We start from the raw sequence: 21838 nt of genomic DNA on the forward strand, positions 1-21838 counted from the left end.
CGGGCTCGGCAAGATCGGGGGGTCACCCCATCTTGCGGCACTCCGCCCCCCGAACCCCACGGGTTTGATTCAAAGCAGGGTCAAGATGTCGGGCCGAAGGCTCCGGGGTGCAACTGCTCCCGCGTCGCGCTGTACTGCTGGCGCACCGCCTGACCCACCGCCAGTTCGTCACCCGGCTCGAAGAGCTGCGCCGCGGCGTCCTGCCAGATCGGCGGGGACGCGGGGGACAGCATCCCCTGCGAGGCCCCGAGCGCCCAGGCCGCCTGCCGTGCCGCGCCGAGTGCCGCGTAGTCGGCGGGCTGGGGCACGACCACCTGAGCGCCGAAGATCCCGGGGGCCGCGGACTGCACGGCCGGCAGCCCGGCACTCGCACCCAGCAGAAAGACCCGCCGCACCTCGACGCCGCGGGCGCGCAGGACGTCCATCGCGTCGGCGAGCGAGCAGAGCATGCCCTCGAAGGAAGCCCGCGCCAGATGCTCGGGCCGCATCGACTCCCGGCGCAGACCGGTCAGGGTGCCCGCGGTGTGCGGCAGTTGGGGGGTCCGCTCGCCCTCCAGATACGGCAGCAGGACCAGCCCGGAGGAGCCGGGCGTGGACTTCATGGCCAGCGCGGAGAGTTCCTCGAGGCCGTCGAGCCCCAGCAGCTCGGCGGTGCCGCGCAGCGCCCGTACGGCGTTGGAGGTGTGCACCACCGGCAGATGCATGCCGGTCGCGTCCGCGTACGACGTGATCATTCCGCTGGGGTCGGCCAGTGCCTCGTGGTGCACGGCCATCACGGAACCGGAGGCCCCGAGCGAGACCACCGCGTCGCCGACGCCGACGCCGAGACCGAAGGCGGCGGCCATCGTCTCGCCGGTGCCGGCGGAGATCAGCAGCCCCTCGGGCGTGGTGCCCGCGGCTTCGGCCGGGCCGAGCACCTCGGGGAGCGCGCACTGATGGCCGAGAGCAAGCTCCACCAGGTCGGGGCGGTAGGAACCGGTGCCCGCCGACCAGTACCCGGTGCCGGAGGCGCCACCGCGGTCGGTGGTCCGGCGGACCGGCCGGCCGAGCAGCTGCCACACCAGCCAGTCGTGCGGCTGGAGCACCGCGGCCACTCGCTGAGCCGCTTCGGGTTCGGAGCGTGCCATCCAGCGCAGCTTCGCCACCGGGTGAGCGGCCTGCGGCACGGAGCCGACCGCCTCGGCCCAGGGCTGCCGCCCGCCGAGTGCGTCGATCAGATCCGCCGCGGCGACCTGCGCGCGCTTGTCGTTGCCGAGGAGCGCGGGCCGGACGAGTCCGCCCTGACGGTCCAGCGGGACCATGCCGTGCTGCTGGGCGGAGACGCCGATGGCCTGCACACCTTCGAGCAGGCCACCGGCCGCCGCCTCGCCGAGCGAGAGCAGCCACGCCTGCGGATCGGCTTCGGTGGCTTTGGGCTCCACCGGGTGCGGGGCATAGCCCTGCCGCAACACGGCACCCGTGTCCGCGTCACAGACGACGATGCGGGTGAATGCAGACGAACTGTCCAGACCGGCGACTATCCCCATGGGGAAAGATTCTGCCGCACATGTGGAGCGGCGGCGTCACGTGTTGGTCGTTCCCCATTCGTCCTCCCTGCCGGAGCTGCGCTCCCGCAGGGACCTGACCCGCTCGGAGACCGAGTCAGGCATCCGGTCCCCGACCTTGTCGCTCACCGCGTGGAAGGCCTTGCCGGCCACCTCGCGGCCGTTGTGCGCCGCGGACTCCGCGGCGTTGCGCACGGCGGGGTTCTGCGACAGCTGACGCATGGACTTCTTCAGCTGCTCGTAGCGCTCACGGCCGGCCCGTGTGCCGATCACATAGCCGACAGCCAGTCCGACGACGAACGTGACCTTGTACCGCATGTCTGCCACCCTTCCCTTACGTCGGTGCTGGGCGCCTACCCGTGATCGCCCCTGATCACCCGGGGGCATACCGATTGGCGGAGCACCCCCCTGCTTGCGCTAATGTATGTGTCGCAGCGAGCGCACGCCCTCCGGGACGCCCGGGTTGGGTACGTTCGGTGCACATGCAGCAATCCCCTGTAGCTCAATTGGCAGAGCAGCCGGCTGTTAACCGGCAGGTTACTGGTTCGAGTCCAGTCGGGGGAGCGCGATCCCCTGTAGCTCAATTGGCAGAGCATTCGGCTGTTAACCGGAGGGTTGCTGGTTCGAGTCCAGCCGGGGGAGCAGATACCGGAACGGGACCCCTATAAGGGGTCCTTTTTCGTGTGCCCGGAGGCTGATCGACAGCTCCTGGAACCGGGCAGCAGGCAGCGCAGTCCTCAAGATTGGGCGTTGCCGACCATCCGAGGCAGGAGATCGTATGAGCGGCTATGCTGCGGCAGACGGCGCGCACATTTGTGCGCGACGCGCCGTTAGGGGCGGTAGCTCAGCCGGTTAGAGCAGCGGACTCATAATCCGTCGGCCGTGGGTTCGAGTCCCACCCGCCCCACCACAAAGTGGTGACGCAGAAACGTTCGACCGGCGACTTGCTGGTCGAGCCGCGCAGCGGAGGCCCGGCGGCGGACGATGATCAGATCGCCGTAGTCGGGCGGTTACTGGGTGAACAGCCCCTCCTCGTCGCCGAGCCCTGGGGCCTGTCGTCTGTCTTTGCTGGGGCTCGTGTGCCCCGGCACTCCCCCGTAGCCCTCCGGGCGCGGGAGGTACTCCCATCCGTAGCCCTCGGCCACGGCAGGCGCCCCCACCGCGTGGGTTCCTTCCTCCGCGCCTTGCGATCGCCCGCGCCAGAACCCTCCTCCTACGCCCTGCGGGCGTGGGGGCCCACTCACTGACCGGGCGTGATCCAAAACGACAGGTCCGTACGCCGACAGTCGGCCCTGTTGTCGCCAGTGCTGTCGCGGCCGGGGTTCCTGATGGGTGCCGGTACCGCCGATGGCTCAGGGCTCTTCCCCGCACCCTTGACTGGGTGCGGGGAAGAGCCGGAGATCATCCCCGCTGCTCAGATGATGCGGTAGGGGCCCCAGCCGGTGCCGGCCTGGTAGCGGGTGCCGAGGGTGTCCATGCCGGGCTTTCCGGTGCCGGGGTAGATCCACAAGGTGCCGTCGGATGCCTGGCGGGTCAGTACATCGGTGCGCCCGTCACTGTTGAAGTCCCCGGTGCGGGTGGCGTTCTGGGTCTGCCAGCTCCTGCCGGCCTGGTAGCGGGTGCCGAGGGTGTCCATGCCGGGCTTTCCGGTGCCGGGGTAGACCCACAACGTGCCGTCGGACGCCTGGCGGGTCAGTACATCGGTGCGCCCGTCATTGTTGAGATCGCCGGTGGTGATGACGTCCTGGCTCTGCCAGCTCCTGCCGACCTGGTAGCGGGCGGGGAAGGTGTCCATGCCGGGCTTTCCGGTGCCGGGGTAGACCCACAACGTGCCGTCGGACGCCTGGCGGGTCAGTACATCGGTGCGCCCGTCACTGTTGAAGTCCCCGGTGCGGGTGGCGTCCTGGGTCTGCCAGCTCCTGCCGACCTGGTAGCGGGTGCCGAAGGTGTCCATGCCGGGCTTTCCGGTGCCGGGGTAGACCCACAACGTGCCGTCGGACGCCTGGCGGGACAGCAGGTCACCGATGCCGTCGTTGTTGAGGTCTCCGATGGTGATGGCGTCCTGGCTCTTCCAGCTGGTGCCGGCCTGGTAGCGGGTGCCGAGGGTGTCCATGCCGGGCTTTCCGGTGCCGGGGTAGACCCACAGAATGCCGTCGTCCTTGACGGCCGCGATGTCGGCCTTGCCGTCGCCGGTGACGTCGTCCGGGTTGCGGGATACGGCGTGATCGACCCAGTCGCCGATGTCATCAACGCGGCTGTCGACGGCACCAGTACGGGTTTCGGCGGGATCGTTGCCGAGACATCCGCCTTGCCAGGATCGGGAGGTGATGGCGACGAGTTCCGTGGTGCCGCTGACGCTGCGCAGGGTGGGACCGCCGGCGTCGCCCTTGCAGACGGTCGCCGTGTCGGAGCCGTTGAGGTCCACTGTCGTGCCCGTGGTGGTGGCGACGGTGAACGTGGCGGTGTGGAGCTTGTCGGGCACCCATTCGGTCCTGGTGCGTCCGAATCCGGCCTTCACCAGCTCCTCACCCGCAGCGGCGGGCGTGGTCGCCAACCGGACGGGCGTGATGCTCGGATCGGTGATCCTGGCGGCGAGTTTGACGAGCACCAGGTCCCGGTCGGGATGGGGGACGAGCTGGATGGCCGACAGGACGCTGCCGTTGGTCTGGGTCAGGTCGGTGCGGCCGGTGGTGACGGTGGTGGTGATGGCGGGTTTGCCTGCGGGGGGTCTGCCGTCCGCGGCGAAGCAGGTGGCCGCGGTCAGGACCCACTGCGGGTCGATGAGGGTGCCGGTGCAGGCGGTCTGTTCACCGACGTTGATTTTCGCGACGTGGTTCAGCTGTGCCGGGGCGTCGGCTCCGGTGAGTGCGGTGGCGGGGCCGGTCACGGCCGCGGCCGGAACGGCGCTCAGCACGACGGGGGCCGCGAGCAGTGCAGCGGCCAACGCGGAGAAACGGGGGCGTCTGGAGGGGTACATGGATGTGGATTCCTAGGCACGAGGGCCGCGCGTCCTGTGGTGACCGGACCGCGGAGCGGTGAGCATGTCGGTCTTGAGCTGCGGCTACTTGGAGGACCTGATCTCGACGAGCATGTGATCGCGGCCCTGTGTGTCCGCGGCCTCGCCCACCGAGGTCCAGGCGTTCTTGGTGATGTCGAACGACTTCTCCTCGGTACCTACGGTCATGTCGACCGCGGTCGTGTAGTCGTTGCCCTTGATCGCGTAGACCGCGGGGATCTCCAGGGTCAGCCAGCCGGAGTTGCCCACCACCTTGAAGCAGATCTTGTCCGCCTTGTCGCGGGCCATGATCTCCAGGAGCCCGGTGCCAGCCGTACAGTCGGCCAGGGTGATGTGCCCGTCGCCGCGCTTGAGGACGATGTTCTTCTCGGCCAGGATCTTGTCCGCCTGCGGATAGTCGAAGTCCTCCACCGCGTAACCGGGGGTGTCCCCCGCGACCAGTGCGGTGGGGACCGTCTGCTGCGACGCCCCGCCGGGGATACCCGTGGTCGCCGTGATCCAAGCCAGGGCGCCGACCGCGGCCGCGCCCAGTGCGCGCCGCGCAAGCCGCTTGCGCCGCGGCTTCACGGACATTCTGCTGGATTCCTTCATTGCATCCCCCAAGTTCGTCGCTGACGGCCGGATGTTCATCACCGGGCTCGAATTCGGGTGCACAGGAATGCGATATCGACATCGCTCTGCCGGGTATGCCCCAACTCCCCTGGAAAGCACTTCTCTTACTCTCTTACCTCTCGAAGCGAGAGGCCCCCTGTCCCCGTGATCGTCATCCGCTTCGCCATACCAGCATGAAGTGACTCTCAGGTCGAGTGCATAAAGCCAGGCATATTGTGACAATCCACACGCGCCAGTCGTGATCTCCGCCACGCTTCGTAAAGGTTGTACGACAGATTGTGGAGGAGGTGTGAATGGTTCCTGAGGCACAGTCAGGAACCGTTGTCCTAAAACGCGTTGAAGGATCAGCCTCCCAATTGGCCTGCCTCGTATGCGCAGTTGATATGGTCCAGCACGACAAGAGGCGCTGCTTTAGCGCTAGTTCGCGTCCATTGGCATTCCATCCCGCGGGCAGGTCGGAAACCGCCTCGCCAGTGAGATCCGACATGTCCTGTCAACAGCTCACAGGGGGACAACGCTCTTATGCAGACAATTTTCTGGAGCCGGCGCCGCGTGCTTGGTGCGCTTGCCGCGGCCACCGCCGTAGCCTCCACGCCCTCGGTGCTCCTCACCCCGGTCGCCGCCGCGGCGGAGGGCACGGCGCCGGATCCGGTCCCGCTGCCGGACACCGAGCGGGCGAAGGTGGTCAAAGCCTGGATATCGGGCGGAAGAGGCGTCAAGGCCGCTGCCGCCGAGGCCCTGTTCGGCTCCGACAGTGAAATCCAGACCTTCCTGGCCGAAACGCTGCCGAACCAGACCGTGCAGGACAACCGCGTCGCCATCGTCAGCAGCCTGGACCGCGCGGGCAAGGGCCTGCGCCGTGAGGCAGCCGCCGCCCTCGACAACGGTGATGCCGCCATCGCCGAGTTCCTGAGGGACGGCTTCAAACCCGCCATCCTCGAGGACCTCCGGGTGGCCACCACCATCGTGTCGGGCACCGGCGACAAAGCGGTCCAGCGATCCGCCACCGCCGCCCTGAACGCCGACACCCAGCAGACCCTGACCGCGTTCCTCACCGACACCCAGTACGACGCACGCCTGGAGGACGCCCGGGTCCAGGTCACCACCATGCTGATGCAGGCCGGCCCGGAGGTGCGGAAGTACGCCGACCGTGCCCTCGGCGGCACCGCGTCCGACGTGGAGTGGTTCATCGAGACCGGACAGCACATCGCCCGTGCCCGGGACCAGGAGTCGGCGACGATCGAGGAACTCGTCGCCGTCGTCGAGCGGGAGGGCAAGCGCGCCGAGCGCCAGACGAACCTGGCCGTCGAGGCCTCCGCGCGCGCCCAGACCGCAGCGGAGAAGGCGAAGGAGGCGGCGGAGAAGGCAGCCGTCGAGGCGGCCGCTGCCAAGGAGGACGTACGGAAGTCCGGGGCGGCGGCTCGCAAGGCGGCGGGCGCCGCCAAGGGCGCGGCGGATGCCGCCCGTAACGCCATCAACGCCTCGAACGCCGCTGTGTCGGCGTCCCGCCGCGCCTCCTGGGCAGCCACCGGCGCCGCCCAGGCCGCCGCGAACGCCGGCAGCGCCGCGGCCCGCGCCTTCCATGCCGCGATCGGTGCCTCCAAGGACGCGGGCAAGGCCGAGGTCGCCAAGAACGCGGCGGTCGCCGCCCGCAACGCCGCGGCCAAGGCGCGTACCGCGGCCAAGGCGGCCGACCAGGCCGCCGTCGCCGGAACCAAGGCCGCCGCCGCCGGTTCCGCCGCTGCCTCCGCCGCACGCAACGCCGCCGCCGCCGCGAACGCCGCCGCCCAGGCCGGTGCCGCCGCCGGCGCCGCACAGTCGGAGGCCGCGGAGGCCAAGCGCCAGGCCGCGATCGCGTCCAGTGCCGCGAACCGGGCCACCAATGCCGCCTCCACCGCCCATACCCTCGCCACCACCGCGGCCGCGGCCGCCCGCACCGCCCGGGACGCCGCCAACTCCGCGGCGGACCACGCCGACAAGGCGGCGGCCGCCGCCGAGGAGGCCGTGAAGTACGCGGGCAAGGCCGTCGACTACGCCAACAGGTCCACCGCCCACGCGGCGGCGGCCGTGCTGGCCGCCAACACGGCCACCAAGGCCGTCTCGGACGCCCTCCTGGTGGAGCAGAACGCGCGGAAGGCCGAGGCGGAAACCCTTGAGCAGGACAAACTGCAGGCCATCGAGGAGGTCAGGCTGCTCGCCGAGATCGAGACGAAGGAGCTGACCGCCTATCAGAACAAGGTCACCCAGGCCCAGCAGACCGATCAGGCGACCAAGGATCTGATCACCAAGGCCGAGCAGGCGCTGGCGGCGAACGACATGACGGTCGCGGCGGTCCAGGGGCGCAAGGCGGCCATCGCCCTCCTCGGCTCCAGGGGTGCCTGGACCCGGCAGGCAGCCCAGTTCGCGCTCTCCGGCACGGACGACGACGTGTACGCCTGGATCGACCTCGACCGGCTCCTGGCCCAGGGACAGGACGACCGGGAGACCACGCTCCATGTGGCCACGATCGCCGGCCCCAGGATCGCCGAAGCGGCCCAGGGCGCCCTGGAGAGTCCCGATTCCAAGGCCGTCGGTGACTTCCTCACCAGCGGCATGAAGAAGGCCTCCGACGAGGACAATCGCGTGGCGATCGGTCGCATCCTGGCCTCGAAGCCCGGCAAGGCCGTGACCATCGCGGCGAACAAGGCTCTCGACCTCAACACCACCGAATCGCTGCAGAACTTCTTCGACCATGACTACCCCAAGGCGATACGGGAGGACGACGCGGTCCTCACCGTCACGCTGATGAACACCGGGGGTGCCTTCACCAAGGCGTACGCCGAGGTGGCCATGGAGGGGCCCACCTGGATGCGCCGCAACTTCGTCTCCCTGGTGCAGTTCCGGACGGCCCAGCTCGACCACGACACCGCCACCCATGTCGCCGCGATCCGCGGTGCCATCGCGGCTGCGGCGAAGATCGCCGAGAAGGCGCAGGAGAACGCCGCCCTGGCCTCGAAGGCCGGCGCCGACGCCCGTAGCGCCGCTGCCGAGGCCAAGGACTGGGCGGCCAAGGCACTTGACTCCGCGGCCAAGGCCGACGACTACGCCGACGAGGCCAGGCGGAACGCGGACGCGGCCGACAAGTCCGCGGCCGACGCCAAGGCGTCCGCGAACAAGGCGAGCGCGGCGGCGTCGACCGCCCGTGGTGCCGCCCGCTCCGCGAACTACTCGGCGAACAAGGCGATGGACTCCGCCCGCTCCGCCCTCAAGTCGTCCTACAGCGCCCAGGCTTCGGCCGCCGATGCCCGCGCCTCCTCGATCGCGGCGGGCAAGGACGCGGCGACGGCGGCGGCTGCGGCCACCCAGGCCAAACAGATCGCCGCGGCCAAGCGTGAGGCCGAGGTCAAGGCGGCCGCCAAGGCGGCTGCCGAGAAGGCCCGCCGTGAGCGGGAGGCCAAGATCGACCCGGCCGACAAGGACACCAACGATCAGATCAACCCCAACGGCACCGGCGCGGACGCCGACGAGTGGTGGAACGACGCCGGCTTCTACGCCGACGCGTTCAACGCGATCAGCGTCGGCGCCGGGTTCCTGGCCGCGGGCTGCGCCCTCGCCGCCTTCGTGTTCCCCCCGGCGGCCGCGGCCGCCGGCTTCCTCTCCGCGGTCTCGATGGGTGCGAGCGGCCTCGGCACCCTCTTCACCGGCATCGAACACGGTTTTACCAGTGGCGAGTTCATCGACTCCGCCATCGGCACCGGCCTGAGCCTGGTCACCTTCGGCCAGTCCAAGTGGATCGGTGCCGCGGACAAGGCTCTCGGCGGCAAGCTCATCAAGCCCGTCGTCGGCAAGATCGCCGATGTCGGCGAGGACGTCTTGTCAGGGGCCACCAAGGTCCTCTCGACCAAGTTCTGAGGCGTCCGGCACCGACGGATTCCCGTCCGGTCTCCGGGCGGTGGTCCGGTCGTCCACCTCCCCCTTTCCACACCCCACCAGAGAGAAGTCATGACCTCACCACGCACCAGATGGGTGCTGCCTGCCCTCCTTCTCACCGTGGCCCTGACCACGACCGGCACCGCCGGTGCCGCTGACGGACAGGCCGCACCGGCCCGTTCGCCCCTCACCGGGGCGGCGGACGAGACCGCGGACGGTGTTTCTGCCGCTCCCGCCACGACCGTGCAAAGCGCTGCCTTCGCCGCCGAGGACTTCTGCTCCCGGCTCCCCGCCGGTGCCCGCACGGCGGCGCCCGACGCCGTCACCGCGTGTGTCAGCGTGGACAGCGGGACGGGCACGGCGACCCGCACGAAGACCGCCGCTCCCGCCCCGGCAACCGCTGACCTCGCTGCCGACGACCCGGCAGGTGACGGCATCGGGACGGAGTTCGAGCCGGACGCCGACGACCCCGAGCCGCCCGCGCCCTCGTGTGCGCTGACGAATCAGGGAAACTGGACCTGGAGCCGCACTGGCGGCATGTGCCTGAACGGCGTTGAGGTCACGTACACGCTCTACGACGCGAACGGCAAGACCATCGGTACCGGCCTCGTCCAGGTCGACTCCACACTCGCCACGTCCTACAAGTCCCTCGACCTCAACGAGACGATCACCGCCAGGCTGGTCCGGGTCACCGGCGATGTGAAGAGTCTCGTGGTGAAGATGCAGGTGGATTGCGGCGCCGGCTGCAAGACGGTGACGAAGCAGCCGTGGTACGGCAGCACCGCGATGACACCCGGTACGGAAAGGACCGGCAAGACCAAATACAGCGGTGACGCCTTCGCAGCCGGCACCACCCGTTCATCCTTCCGGACCAGCTACAAGATGTACGTGACGATGCCCGGTGCGGTCCCGGTCGATCCCAGCGCCTCATGGTCAAGCCCCGCGACCGGCGAGATCCGCTGCGACAAGGAGCAGCCCCGGCTGCGCGGCTGCGTCATACCGACCGACGACATCCCGGTGCTGAGCTATTCGAGTGCGCACGAGAAGTACGGAATCGTTGTGCCCATCTACGAAGAGATCATGAAGCGCCGTGGCACCGATATCCTGCACGCGGTCAATCAGACCAAGGCGAACGCCAATCGCGCCTCGACCTGCACCCCCTTCACCAGCCTGTACCCAGGGCAGACCGGCAAGGACAGCTGCGACGAGTTCCCGCCCGCCAGCACGGAGGAGGGTGGTCAGGACGGCGATCTGTGCGCCGAACTGACCCCTCAAGTCGTGAACGGCCTGTGGTCCGCCCCGGCGACCTGGCCCACCCGTCCGACCTCGGGCAACGAGACCTGCCTGCGGCTCCACATCACCCAGCGTGCCAACAGCTCGGCGGGCGGGGTCCTGGGCTCTCTTCGCAAGTACCAGCGTCTCGTGGACGGCGACCCGTTCCGTATCGAGTTCACGGCGTAGGGCCCACAGGGCATCCCGCCCGAAAACGGTCCCGCTGCCTGAACCAGGCATCATGAACCGGGATCCCCGCCGCGCCTCGCTCGCTGCGGGGATCCCGGAAGTTCCGACCCCGGCAGACGATGCCGGGCCCGAATGACGGAGGCAGAACATGGAAGCAGGCACGGACGTGCGTTCGCTCGAGTGGGCCAGGGCCTGGATGTGCGTCACGTTCACACGAGGGCTGGGCCCCGAAGAGGTGTTCGCCCGGTACGGAGCCGATCCGGAGCAGGCGCGTCCGCTCGATGCGGACGAGGCCTCGGATCTTGGCTCTGGCGACTCCGGCGACGGAGCGGTTTCGCTGTTGCGATCCGGGAGGCTCGGCGACTGGGCCTTCTGCGTCGAGGAGGACGGTGTCATCGGATCCTGGAACGAACCGCTGGCGGAACTGTCCCGGGGCACCGAGACGTACAGCGTGCTGACCACGGAAGGACTCGACGTCTTCCAGTACTGGCGCGACGGCGAGTGCGTCGAGAACTTCGAGCCCGGCATGGAGCACACCCGGCCCGCGCGGACCGAACCCTGGTGGGACCGGGTGGAAGCGGCGCTCGCCGCGCACGCGGGTGAGGACACCGGGATGGCGCCGGTGGTAGCCCTGGTCCTCGACCACCTCGGCATCACCCTGGACGACACCGCCCTCGCCGGGCCCTGGCCCAGCCTGACGCTCGCGGAGGACGACGCCCCCTCGGCACCGCGAGGCGACACCTATGCGGGTGAGGGACCTGTTCCGCCCCAGCCGAGGCTCGGAGACTGATCTCAGTTGGTCAAGTACGCCATGGCCACCGAGTGGGACGACCCTGGCTCCCTCTGCAGTGCGCCGGCTGACTTCCGTGACCGCCCGGCCGAGGACGACCGTGCTGACCCGCCTCCTCGACCTCGCGCCTGACACACCTGAAGGAACACTGACGGCCGACGGCGCCGCCCGGCTCCTGGAACTCCTCAACCGGCGCGGTGAGGCCGCGCGTTCGGCTCAACCCGGCACGCCGTCCTCCGTGGCGAGTTGTCCCTGTACAGGTGGTCGAAGTCCTTTCGATGGACACGCCACACAGGTTTGTCCGTCATCGCGGGAGGCGGGTGGCCCGGAGATCCTTCACGCGTTCTTCACGCAGGGCCGTACAGCCATGCCCGAAGGTGGCGATGATCACAGCGGAGGCTCAACTACCGCCCGCTTTGCGGGAGTTGGCGAAGTGTACAAAAGATCGAATCGAAGGATTCGATTGCGAGGCCGAAGCGGCTTCCCGGGGCATGGGTGAGGGTTCCCTTTCGCGCGGTACGCCGAAGGAGGAACCGTTGGGAAGTAGTCCTGCTCCCGCCGGGGAGTTGGAGCTGCATTTTCTGTTCCGGTCACCTTCATGCCCGTTGAGAACCACGTTCCGGCGCCGGCGACCGGAACCGACGACGACTTGAGGACTGTGATGCAGGCACGTACCGCACATGCGGCGAAGCCGCAGCGGAAGAGATTCATAGCGCGCACGCTCGGCTCCGCGGCCGCCGCCGGGGCCCTCGCGTGGCTCGCGCTGGCGAGCCCCGCCGCCGAGACCGGCGGCAAGGGCGAGGCGGCCACACCCGTCGCCGACGAGGCCCCCGGCTACGCGGTCGAGGACTTCGCCTACCCGCAGGCCGACAAAATCCTCGCCGAGAAGAACATCGTCCTCAAGCGCGGCGACGGACACATCACCTACGTCGACTGCGCCGGCGGCACCGGCTTTCTCGAGGTCTGGGCACGCGCCAAGGACAAGATCTGCTTCAAGGTTGTCGGCAACTCCGGCTGGCTGACCCTGGAGATCCCCGCTGTCTACACCATCAAGGGCAACGACTACACGACCGAGGTCGACATGACCGTCGGCACCGAGACGAAATCGTTCGACATCGCGAAGAACTCCTGGACCTCGGTGGGCGAGAGCGCGGACGAGCAGGGCCGCGAGCACATGCTCGTAGAGATCAGGTCCACCAAGTAGCACCCGATCAGCGCCCCAACGTCCGCCGCGCTGCGGTCCGGTGACCACCGGACGCGCAGACCTCGCACCAAGGAAACCAAGGTCATGCAACACACCAGACCCCTGCGCCTCGCCGCGCTGGCCGCGGCCCTGATCACGGGCCCGGTCGCGCTGTGCGCCGCGCCCGCGTCCGCCGTCACCGGCGGAACCGTCTCCGCCGACACCACCTACGCCTACACGGCGCGCCTGGACATCGGCGACAGCACCCGCGGCTGCTCCGGCACACTCATCGACGCCGAGTGGCTGCTCACGACGGCAAGCTGCTTCGTCGACAACCCGGCCGCCGGGCAAGCGGTGCCCGCCGGAGCCCCGAAGCTAAAGACCACAGCCGTCATCGGTCGCGCCGACCTGGCCGGCACTCAGGGCGCGGAGCGCCGCGTCGTGGAGCTGGTCCCGCGCACTGACCGTGATGTGGTCCTCGCCCGTCTGAACCGCCCGGTCGCGGGCGTGGCCCCGATCGCCCTGGCCGCCGCTGCCCCCACCGCGGGCGAGCAGCTGACGTTCGCGGGATATGGGCGTACGAAGGACGAGTGGGCCCCGCTGAAGCTGCACACCGGCACCTACACGGTGGATGCCGCCACCCCCACCACGGCCGCGGTCACCGGCAAGGACGGTGCGGCCGCGTGCATGGGTGACTCCGGCGGCCCCGTGGTCCGCGTCGTCAACGGCACAGCCACCCTCGCAGCCCTCAACAGCCAGTCCTACCAGGGCGGTTGCTTCGGCTCCGAAACCTCCGAGGCCCGCACCGGCGGAGTCACCGCCCGCGTCGACGATCTGGCCTCCTGGGTGAACTCCAAGATCGGCGCCACCCGCATCACCGACTTCAACGGCGACGGCGTCGAGGACATCGCGATCTCCGACCCCAAGGCCACCGTCGGCGCCGACGCCGACGCCGGAGTGGTCCGGATTGTGTACGGCGGCGGGAAGGGCACCGCCGAGATCAACCAGGACCTCGACTGGGTGCCCGGCAACGCCGAGGCGTCCGACTGGTTCGGCGAGGCCGTCGCAACCGTCGACCACAACGAGGACGGCTACACGGACCTGGTTGTCGGCACCCCCTCCGAGGACCTCGGCACGGCCGCCGACGCCGGCATGGTCGACGTGCTGTACGGCGCAGCCGGCGGCCTGGGCGCCGGCACCCAGAAGGTCACCCACCTGGAGCAGGGCACCGGCGCGGGCGCAATCCTCGCCTCGGCCGCCGAGGCGGGCGACCGTATGGGCCACGCCCTCGCCGCGGGCCGGACCGCCGCAGGCGAGCCGTACCTGGTGATAGGCGTCCCCGGCGAGGCGCTGGGCACCGTCACCAAGGCGGGCACGGCCTTCTACCTGCGTGGCACCACCAACGTCTCGGTCCACCAGGATAAAACGGACGTCCAGGGCGTCGCGGAGGCGAACGACCGGTTCGGCGCCAGTGTCGCGGCCGATGCCCACCACATCGCCATCGGCGCCCCCAACGAGGCCATCGGCACTCTGGCGGACTCCGGCGGCGTGGCGGTCTTCTCCCACACCCTGCACGCCGACGGTCACCCCAAGCCCCTGTTCGGCCTGGACCAGGACCTCGCCACCATCTCCGGCGCTGCCGAGGCCGGCGACGAGTTCGGCGCCTCGCTGTCCCTGGTGTCGTACCGCCCGACAGGCGCCGCGTCCGCCACGGACTCGTTCCTCGTGGTCGGTTCGCCCGGCGAATCCCTGGCCGTGAGCGGCGCCGACAAGGCTGACGCGGGCCGCGTCGTCACCCTCCGCGTCACTGCCACGGGCACCTACAGCGAGGTTGACGCCCTCTGGCAGGGCACCGGTGACGACACCGTGACGGGTACCGCCGAGGCCGGTGACCGCTTCGGCGAAAAGGTGACCGCCGTCAACACCGCACCGCGCGCCACCGGCACTGTCTCGACTCTGCGGGTCGCGGTCGGCATCCCCGGTGAGGCCGTCGGTACGGCTGCCAAGGCGGGCGCGGTCCAGACGTTCCCGCTCCTCGGCACGGCCGGCGATTCCGATGTCTGGATCGAGGCGGGCAGTGCCGCCGGTCTGCCCGGCACCCCCGGCGCCAACCAGTACGTGGGCAGGAGCATCACCTTCACAGGCACGAACCTCTACGTCGGCATGCCGTACGGCCCGTCCCTCGGCGCCGTCCACGTCCTGCCCTGGTCGAACGTGAGTGGCGGCACGAAGGCAGCCGTCTCGACGTACCAGCCCGGATCAGGCGGCCTCCCGCCGGTCGGCGGGCGCTTCGGCTATGTGGCCAAGTAGGCCCGTCCGGTCGTAGCTGACGCACGGGAGCCCCCGAAGACCCGTCACGGGTCTTCGGGGGCTCCCGCTCATTGTTTTCCGCCTCTGCTCCCGAGGTGGGGTTCCCAGGAGCGGACCGCCGAAGGTCCCGGATTCACAGGCGCGAGTTCGAGTCCCACCCGCCCCACCGAACACCGCAGGTGCAGGAACGTTCTCACCTGCCGTCCTGCCGTCCTGCCGGTCGATCCCGGAGGATCCCCCGGCGCGGGGCTAAGGTCGGCGAGTGAGCCGAACCGAGGAGCACGTCGAGGGCGCGGGGCCGTTCACCACCCGCCTGACCTGGCGCCTGCTGGACGGCGGCACCGCGGTCTGGGAATCGCGTCCGGCACGTAAGCGCGGTCTGCTCACCGTACGGGCCGCGGGCGAGCTGGAGGGCCGTTCCAGAAGAGCGGACAGTGTCTCGGTCGGCCGCTTGCGCAGGCTGAACGCCATTGCCGCGGGTGCCTTCACCGTCGGCGGCGCCCTGTTCGCCCTCGGGGCGGGCATCGCTCAGTTCGGCCCGGCCGGCGCGACGGGCGCCTGGGTCTACTTCGTCGGCGGCCTGTTCTTCAACACCGGCGGCTACGCCTCACTGCTCCAGGCGATCAACGCTCCCCGCCGGGACAGCCGGGCCGGTGCGCTGGCCGCACAGCGCTGGAAGTGGTGGAGCTACGAGCCCCAGCGGATCGATTGGCTCAGTACCTTCCTGCTGTTCGTGGGAACGCTCGTGTTCGGGATCAATCTGCTGAACTCGCTGCTGCAAGGGCTCTCGGCCCAGCAGGTGAACAGGCTGATCTGGGCCCCCGACATGGTCGGGTGCATCCTGTTCCTGATCTCGGGGCACCTCGCCCTGGTCGAGGTCTGCCATGGCCGGCCGGGCGTCCGTCCCCGGGACCTCGGATGGTGGATCGTCGCGGTCAACCAGCTCGGATCCGTTCTCTTCCTTGTTTCGGCACTGGCCGCCTTCACGCATCCCTCGACGGGAAGCGTGGTGAACATCGTCGTCGCCAACTGGGGAACGCTCACGGGGGCGGCGTGCTTCTTGGTCGGGGGCCTGTTCCAGTTCTTCGAGCGTCCCTGACCGGCACAGCACCTGCGTGCCGGGTGCTTCGGTCGTCGCGGCTCCGTGGGTCGAACCGCTCGCCGACGGGTCCGCATGCCCTGCCGGACGGCTCACTTCCAGCTGTCGGAACCGGGATTCCCGCCCGCCGCCAGAGTCGCGAGCCGGTCCACGTAGTGCGCCCACCCCTCCTTGTGCGCGGCGCATGCCTCGGGGGTCGGCAGGCCGCTGTGGACGAGACGGAGCAGGGTGCCGTCGGGCACCGGTTCGAGGGTGATGTCGACGGTCGTGGAGCCGGGCGGGATGGACAGCGCGCCCTCGGTCCAGCCCCATGTGAAGACGAGCCGTTCGGGTGGGTCGATCTCGACGAAGCGGCCCTCGGCGACGTTGTCGCCGACGATGTTCGTCCGGTAGGCACCGCCCGGCTCGAAGCTGAACCGGCCGTCCTTGCCCATCCAGAGCAGCCACTTGTTCCGGTCGGTGAGGAAGGAGAACACCGTCTCGGGCCGGGCGGCTATGGGCCGTTCCAGGGTGACCACGTCAGTACTCACGGCCTCGCCCCTTCGGACGTGTCGGACATGTGCCGTCTTGACGCAGCGTAACCAGGCCTCGGCCTCCGGGCACCTTCGGGCGGCGGGGGTGACCGCGCTTCCGGGCCCCTTGAAGCATTCTCCGCAGGGTGCCCGGCATGTGCGGGGAAATGCGGCACATGTCTTTGCGGATGCGATCATACCGTGACAAATGTGGCGCATATGCGGGCGTGCGCCATCGGCCGGGCGGTCCGGACGCGGGATCTCGCCGCTTGGGGCGGTACGGCGGCCCGGAGCGGTCCGCGGCCGTCGGCGGCGGTTTCCTCGGGACCGCCGAGCCGGTGCCGGCCGGTGCCGAGGTGCTGGTCTTCAGCGATCCCGAGGCTGTTTCCATGCGCCCGGAAAATCCGGGCGGCGGCCCCCGGAACGTGCGGCCCGGCACGTTCCGGGAATCACCGCGTCAGGCAGGCCTTTGCGTATTCTCGTCACTTCTTCTCGGGCCGCGGACCCGGTGGCGGAGATCACCCCCCGGGTGGCCGCCGAACTCCGGCCGAAGGGCGGCACTTCCCTGCGGACAAGCGTCAAGGTGACCGAGGCAGTCGTCGTCACTTTGTGACCCTCCCCGATCTGCCGAGCCACATCCCAACCGCCCGGAGTTTTCCCGAACGGCCAGTAGTGCCAAGGCAGTTGGCGGGAAGCCGACGTGATGTCGGTATTCGACAACTCGATGCTCGAACGAGAGGACCGCTGCACTCTTGTCGTCGGGGAAGCAGTCAACTCCGCGCAAGACCGGAGCAGTTCTTTTCATTGCCGTCGGGGCCTGAATGGCCGCGGTTCGGGAACTCTTGTTCAGCGCCCGGCGGTTGTGCCAAGGTGAGCTTCCTCACGTCCGAACATGGCAACTTTTGTTCAACCGTTCGAATGGACGCGGTATAGACCAAGTAGGCGCGCACCACCTTTCACCAACCGGAATCCCCGGCCGATTACGGTCCGGGGACGGCACTGCTCAACCCCCCACCGCATTGCCCTGGATGGAAAGACGTCTCATGCAGAAGCCCCGCACTCAGGGTCCCGTCCCACCTGCCCGCACCGGTCTCGACCCCGGGGACTCCGACGAAGGCCTCGCGGCCGCGCTGCGGACCGGCGACGGCGATGCCGAGACCCGCACGGTGGCCGTGCTGCTCGCGAGGCACTGGCAACCCGTCTTCGACTACGCCTCGATCGGTACCCCTTCGGCCAAAGCGGCGTCCATGCTGGCCACGGCGGCATTCAACAAGGTGCTCGAAAATCTGCGGCACGCGCGGACGACCGCCGCTCTGCGGCCCCTTCTGCTGCTCACGGCACGCCAGACCGCCAAGGCATGGGCTGCCGACGAGCGGGTCACCGCTCTGCCCGAACTCCAGAATCCCGAGACGGGCCGCACCGTACCGGTCGACATGTTCACTCTGGCCGAAAACCGGGCCCTGGTCGCCAGGTCATTCCAGGCAATGCCCGGCCCCGCCCAATGTCTCCTGTGGCATGTCGAGGTGGAGGCCGAGGGCATATCCGTACCAGCTGGTTTGCTGGCAACAGATGCGCGTACCGCTGCCGGGCAGCTCGATCAGGCGCGAGAAATCTTCCGGGTGGGCATCCTGCGGTCCCATCTCGAACTCACGCAGGACAAGGAATGCCGCCACTACAACCGGCTGCTCGATGTATCCCTGCGCCGCGGCGGCACTCTGATACCCGACATCCAGGCGCACCTGGCCACCTGCCGGCACTGCCGGTTCGCCGCCGAACAGCTCGACCACGGCGGCGGCCGGCTCGCCCTTCTGCTGGCCGAGGGACTGCTCGGCTGGGCCGCCCAGCCCTATCTCGATTCCCGGCCCGCCCGGAACAACGCCCGCTACCAGGCCCGTGCGGCCGCCGTGCACGGTCCGGCACGCGGCCCCGGCCGGCACTCGCGCGGCGGACCCGCCCGCGCCCTGTTCCCCCTCACCTTCCGGGGCCGCCGGATCACCCTGCCGCAGCGCGGCCGGGGCGCCGTCCTCACCGGGCTCGGCGTCGTCGCCGGTCTGCTCGTCGTCGCGACCCTTGTCACCCAGCTGTGGGCGGACGACGGCGGCACCGCGGGTCCGCCGGCCCCGAGCGGCTCGGTCTCCGCGCCCCCCGTACCGGGAGGCGAGGCACCGACCGCCCCGGGCCCGCAGCCGTCGATGACCTCGGCCGCCCACCCGACCGGGCCCTTCAGCACGCGGCTGCGCAACACCGTGGCCGGTCTGTGCCTGGACATCCGCGACCGCAGCGCACAGTTCGGCACGGAGGCCACGATGGCCGCCTGCACCACCTCGGTCACCCAGCAGTGGGTCTACGAGAACGACGGTCTGCTGCGCAGCGGCGCGGCCCTCGAACTGTGCCTGAACTCCCATGAGCTCGACGGTGTGCTCGTGCTCGGCTCCTGTCCCGGGACCTCGGCGCCCGACGCGTCCGACGTCCGGTACGACCTGACCATCCAGGGCCATGTGGTCCCCCGCTGGAACGAGTCGCTGGCGGTCGTCCCGAGCTCCACCGAGGCCGGGGCACCGGTCGTGGTCAAGGTCCGCGACGGTTCGGCGGCGCAGCAGTGGGCGACGGACAACGTTGCCGTCGGCACGCCCAGGATGCGCCCGAGCGCCGACGCCCCGAACACGCAGGAGGTCAACGGGCCCTCGGGGCGCGGCCGTTCGTCCGCACCCGCGGACGGCGAGCAGCACACCTCGGAAGGGCGGACGCGACAGGGCGTGCCGGGCGCCGATCTGCGCAGTGTCCGTGACGACGGGGGAGCGGCGGAACCGGACGGCACCGCCCAGGCCGCCATCCTCCCGGCCCTGGAGCCCGCCCTCCATCAGGTGCCCGCGGCCGTGGGAGGCCTCGTCGAAGCCGTGGACCGCGGCGTTCTCGAACCGGCCGGATCCCTCCTCCGTACGGAGGAGGCCACTCCTGCCGGCGGATGACGAGCGACGGGCCCCGGCCGGGCAGAGTGGTTCCCGCAGGTACCGGGGGAATGCGCGAGGCGGGGCCCCACCTCGGGGGCGGGGCCCCGCCTCGCGCATCCACACCGGCTGACGGCCGGACGGTGACGGCCACGGCGCGACGAGCATGTCGTGACGGCCGGACGGTGACGGCCACGGCGCGACGAGCATGTCGTGACGGCCGGACGGTGGCAGCCGGTCCGGTCAGGAGAACGTGGGCATCTCACCCTTGGTGTTCTGAAGGTCGATGACCGAGAACACCGCACCCTGCGGGTCCGCGACCGTCGCCGAGCGGCCGAAGGGGCTGTCCATGGGTTCGCTCAGCAGCCGTCCGCCGAGCTTGACCGCCGTGGTCACCGCCCTGTCGCAGTCGGACACGGCGAAGTAGACGTTCGCGAAGGGCGGCAGTCCGTCGGACGCGTCCTCCTCCGTCTTCTGCCGTCCCGCCACCGGATCACCGCCGATGCTCCAGAGGTGGAAGTCCACGTCGTCGACGTCCATGCGCTGGACCTCGAAGGGAAAGACGGACGGGAAGAAGGAGTCCGCCTTGCGCGCGTCACGGGTGTGGACGTCGACCCAGGCGTAGGCCCCGGGCTCCCCGGTCTTCTCGAAGCCCTCGTGGGCGGCCGCCTGCCAGGCGCTGAAGAACACTCCGCTCGGGTCCTGGGCGCTCACCATGGTGCCGAACCCGCCGACCTCCATGGGCTCCATCATCAGGGTGCCGCCGTACTCCCGGATCCTCGCGGCGGTCGCGGCCGCGTCCGGGGTGGCGAAGTACAGGTTCCAGGCGGCGGGGCTGTCCATGCCCGGCATCTGCGGGGAGAGCGCGGCCACCGCCTTCCCGTCCGAGTAGGCCTGGGTGTAGTCGCCGTACTCCTCCTGGCCCTCGCCGAAGGTCCAGCCGAGGAGCTCGCCATAGAAGCTCTTCGCGGCCTCCAGGTCGAGGAACATCGCGTCCGCCCAGCAGGGCGTGCCTTCCGGTCGTACGGCCATGGGGTCCCAGCCTCCCGGTCGAAGGGCGTGCTTGCCCACACGCTATGGGTCTCCGCGGGCCCCCGCGCGCCGAACCGTGCACGGGACGCCTCACCAAAAAATGTAAGGGGCCCGACGGGCCGCGGTCATAGACTTCCCGCCATGCCGCAGACCAGCCCCGCCCCCTCCGTGCGCCCGCGAATACTCGCCGACCTCACCCCGCTGCGCACCTCCGTCCACTACCGGCGGCTCTGGTTCGGCAACACGATCTCCTGGATCGGACAGGGGATGACCACCCTCGCGATCTCGCTCCAGGTGTACGACATCACCCACTCCACGTTCGCGGTGGGGCTGGTCGGACTGTGCTCGCTCGTGCCGCTGCTGGCCTTCGGGCTGTACGGCGGCGCGATCGCCGACACCGTGGACCGGCGCCGGCTCGGGCTCATCAGCGCGAGCGGTTCCGCGGTGCTGTCGGCGGCGCTGGCCGCCGCGGCCTTCGCGGACTTCCACCATGTGTGGTTCCTGTACGGCGTGGTCGCGTTCCAGTCCGTGTGCGCCGCCGTCAACTCCCCGGCGCGCAGCGCGATGATCCCCCGGCTGCTGCCGGTCGAGCAGCTGCCCGCGGCCAACGCCCTCACCTCGATGACCATGACGTCCGGGACTCTCGTCGGTCCGATGCTCGGCGGGCTCGTCGTCGGGTTCGCCGGTTACCAGACCGCGTACGCCATCGACGCCGTCGCCTTCTCCGCGTCCCTGTACGCGATGTGGCGGCTGCCGTCGATGCTGCCGGACCGTGCCGAGGGTGCGAAGAAGGCCTCCGTCCTGGAGGGGCTGCGGTTCCTGGCGACCCGGCCGAATCTGCGGATGACGTTCTTCTCCGACTTCTGCGCCATGATCCTCGCTCATCCGCGCGCGCTGTTCCCCGCCGTCGCCGTCGTCTGGTACGACGGCGACGCCCGCACCGCCGGCTTGCTGGTCGCGGCCCCGGCCCTCGGCGCGGTGCTCGGCGGGGTGTTCTCCGGATGGCAGGGGCGGATCAGGCGGCAGGGGCTCGCGATCCTGCTGGCCGTCGGGGCCTGGGGCGCGGCCATCGCGGTCTTCGGGCTCACCCGCAATCTGTGGCTCGGGCTGCTCTTTCTCGGCTTCGCCGGTTTCGCGGACGCCATCTCGATGGCGTTCCGCAGCACCATGCTCCAGGCGGCCGTGCCCGACGAGTTGCGCGGCCGGCTCCAGGGTGTGTTCCTCGTGGTGGTCGTGGGCGGGCCGCGGCTCGGCGACTTCCTCGCGGGCAGCGCCGCGGATCTCACCTCGCCTTCCGTGACGGTGACCGGCGGCGGGATCGCCTGTGTGCTGGCGGTCTCGCTGCTGGCACTGCGCTGGCGCGGCTTCGCCCGGTACGACGCACGGGACCCTCAGCCGTAGGGGCGGACCCCGGCTGCGGGC

The 21838-nt window shown here is 70.0% G+C and carries 15 protein-coding genes and 3 tRNA genes; 11 read left to right on the forward strand and 7 right to left on the reverse strand.

The features are described 5' to 3' along the window. Positions 1-80: 80 nt before the first annotated feature. A complete protein-coding gene (locus RPQ07_RS25220; protein ID WP_313946459.1) occupies positions 81-1526 on the reverse strand; it encodes an FGGY family carbohydrate kinase in 1446 nt (481 codons plus the stop codon). 36 nt (positions 1527-1562) lie between these two features. Beyond that, positions 1563-1862, reverse strand: a complete 300-nt coding sequence (locus RPQ07_RS25225; RefSeq protein WP_313946460.1) for a YtxH domain-containing protein — start codon at positions 1860-1862, stop codon at positions 1563-1565. A 173-nt stretch (positions 1863-2035) separates the two neighbouring features. On the opposite strand from RPQ07_RS25225, the gene RPQ07_RS25230 reads away from it, so the two are divergent. The 3 genes from RPQ07_RS25230 (at position 2036) to RPQ07_RS25240 (ending at position 2454) form a co-directional block, all read left to right on the forward strand. After that, positions 2036-2108: transfer RNA gene (locus RPQ07_RS25230), tRNA-Asn, on the forward strand. A 5-nt stretch (positions 2109-2113) separates the two neighbouring features. Then, positions 2114-2186: transfer RNA gene (locus RPQ07_RS25235), tRNA-Asn, on the forward strand. 191 nt (positions 2187-2377) lie between these two features. Continuing rightward, positions 2378-2454 (forward strand) — tRNA-Ile (locus RPQ07_RS25240). Between the two features lie 100 nt (positions 2455-2554). On the opposite strand, the gene RPQ07_RS25245 is transcribed toward RPQ07_RS25240, so the two are convergent. The 3 genes from RPQ07_RS25245 to RPQ07_RS25255 all read right to left on the reverse strand — a co-directional run bounded on the left by RPQ07_RS25245 (position 2555) and on the right by RPQ07_RS25255 (position 5133). Then, positions 2555-2704, reverse strand: a complete 150-nt coding sequence (locus RPQ07_RS25245) for a hypothetical protein (RefSeq protein ID WP_313946461.1) — start codon at positions 2702-2704, stop codon at positions 2555-2557. Positions 2705-2958: 254 nt separating this feature from the next. Beyond that, positions 2959-4521, reverse strand: a complete 1563-nt coding sequence (locus RPQ07_RS25250) for an FG-GAP-like repeat-containing protein (RefSeq protein ID WP_313946462.1) — start codon at positions 4519-4521, stop codon at positions 2959-2961. Positions 4522-4605: 84 nt separating this feature from the next. Beyond that, a complete protein-coding gene (locus RPQ07_RS25255) occupies positions 4606-5133 on the reverse strand; it encodes a hypothetical protein (protein WP_313946463.1) in 528 nt (175 codons plus the stop codon). Positions 5134-5724: 591 nt separating this feature from the next. Between RPQ07_RS25255 and RPQ07_RS25260 the strand changes: the two genes are divergently transcribed. The 6 genes from RPQ07_RS25260 (at position 5725) to RPQ07_RS25285 (ending at position 15924) form a co-directional block, all read left to right on the forward strand. Then, complete coding sequence (locus RPQ07_RS25260) at positions 5725-9063, forward strand: ALF repeat-containing protein (protein ID WP_313946464.1); 3339 nt, start codon at positions 5725-5727, stop codon at positions 9061-9063. A 90-nt stretch (positions 9064-9153) separates the two neighbouring features. Then, positions 9154-10542, forward strand: coding sequence for an FxLYD domain-containing protein (locus tag RPQ07_RS25265; protein ID WP_313946465.1), 1389 nt, complete (start codon positions 9154-9156; stop codon positions 10540-10542). A 148-nt stretch (positions 10543-10690) separates the two neighbouring features. After that, positions 10691-11332, forward strand: a complete 642-nt coding sequence (locus RPQ07_RS25270) for a DUF6461 domain-containing protein (RefSeq protein ID WP_313946466.1) — start codon at positions 10691-10693, stop codon at positions 11330-11332. 661 nt (positions 11333-11993) lie between these two features. After that, positions 11994-12536 (forward strand): hypothetical protein, encoded by a 543-nt coding sequence (locus RPQ07_RS25275; protein ID WP_313946467.1) that lies wholly within the window; start codon positions 11994-11996, stop codon positions 12534-12536. Between the two features lie 84 nt (positions 12537-12620). After that, a complete protein-coding gene (locus RPQ07_RS25280) occupies positions 12621-14825 on the forward strand; it encodes a trypsin-like serine protease (protein WP_313946468.1) in 2205 nt (734 codons plus the stop codon). A gap of 262 nt (positions 14826-15087) precedes the next feature. Continuing rightward, positions 15088-15924, forward strand: coding sequence for a hypothetical protein (locus tag RPQ07_RS25285; protein WP_313946469.1), 837 nt, complete (start codon positions 15088-15090; stop codon positions 15922-15924). Positions 15925-16016: 92 nt separating this feature from the next. Here RPQ07_RS25285 and RPQ07_RS25290 read toward each other — a convergent pair whose 3' ends face one another. Further along, entirely contained in the window at positions 16017-16454 is a 438-nt protein-coding gene (locus tag RPQ07_RS25290; protein WP_313946470.1) for an SRPBCC family protein, read from the reverse strand. Between the two features lie 1025 nt (positions 16455-17479). Here RPQ07_RS25290 and RPQ07_RS25295 point away from each other — a divergent pair. Continuing rightward, complete coding sequence (locus RPQ07_RS25295; RefSeq protein WP_313946471.1) at positions 17480-19405, forward strand: RICIN domain-containing protein; 1926 nt, start codon at positions 17480-17482, stop codon at positions 19403-19405. A 222-nt stretch (positions 19406-19627) separates the two neighbouring features. Here RPQ07_RS25295 and RPQ07_RS25300 read toward each other — a convergent pair whose 3' ends face one another. Further along, complete coding sequence (locus RPQ07_RS25300; protein ID WP_313946472.1) at positions 19628-20416, reverse strand: VOC family protein; 789 nt, start codon at positions 20414-20416, stop codon at positions 19628-19630. 141 nt (positions 20417-20557) lie between these two features. Here RPQ07_RS25300 and RPQ07_RS25305 point away from each other — a divergent pair, with 141 nt between their 5' ends. Then, the gene (locus RPQ07_RS25305; RefSeq protein ID WP_313946473.1) at positions 20558-21817 is read left to right on the forward strand and encodes an MFS transporter; all 1260 of its coding nucleotides are present in this window, start codon (positions 20558-20560) and stop codon (positions 21815-21817) included. Positions 21818-21838: the final 21 nt, after the last annotated feature.

Source organism: Streptomyces sp. AM8-1-1 (assembly GCF_032229325.1).
GTDB classification, from domain to species: domain Bacteria; phylum Actinomycetota; class Actinomycetes; order Streptomycetales; family Streptomycetaceae; genus Streptomyces; species Streptomyces achmelvichensis.

Coding starts and splice junctions, on each gene's coding strand:
- RPQ07_RS25220 (WP_313946459.1), bottom strand. CDS start 1,526: ATGGGGATAGTCGCCGGTCTGGACAGTTCGTCTGCATTCACCCGCATC.
- RPQ07_RS25225 (WP_313946460.1), bottom strand. CDS start 1,862: ATGCGGTACAAGGTCACGTTCGTCGTCGGACTGGCTGTCGGCTATGTG.
- RPQ07_RS25250 (WP_313946462.1), bottom strand. CDS start 4,521: ATGTACCCCTCCAGACGCCCCCGTTTCTCCGCGTTGGCCGCTGCACTG.
- RPQ07_RS25255 (WP_313946463.1), bottom strand. CDS start 5,133: ATGTCCGTGAAGCCGCGGCGCAAGCGGCTTGCGCGGCGCGCACTGGGC.
- RPQ07_RS25265 (WP_313946465.1), top strand. CDS start 9,154: ATGACCTCACCACGCACCAGATGGGTGCTGCCTGCCCTCCTTCTCACC.
- RPQ07_RS25270 (WP_313946466.1), top strand. CDS start 10,691: ATGGAAGCAGGCACGGACGTGCGTTCGCTCGAGTGGGCCAGGGCCTGG.
- RPQ07_RS25275 (WP_313946467.1), top strand. CDS start 11,994: ATGCAGGCACGTACCGCACATGCGGCGAAGCCGCAGCGGAAGAGATTC.
- RPQ07_RS25280 (WP_313946468.1), top strand. CDS start 12,621: ATGCAACACACCAGACCCCTGCGCCTCGCCGCGCTGGCCGCGGCCCTG.
- RPQ07_RS25295 (WP_313946471.1), top strand. CDS start 17,480: ATGCAGAAGCCCCGCACTCAGGGTCCCGTCCCACCTGCCCGCACCGGT.
- RPQ07_RS25300 (WP_313946472.1), bottom strand. CDS start 20,416: ATGGCCGTACGACCGGAAGGCACGCCCTGCTGGGCGGACGCGATGTTC.
- RPQ07_RS25305 (WP_313946473.1), top strand. CDS start 20,558: ATGCCGCAGACCAGCCCCGCCCCCTCCGTGCGCCCGCGAATACTCGCC.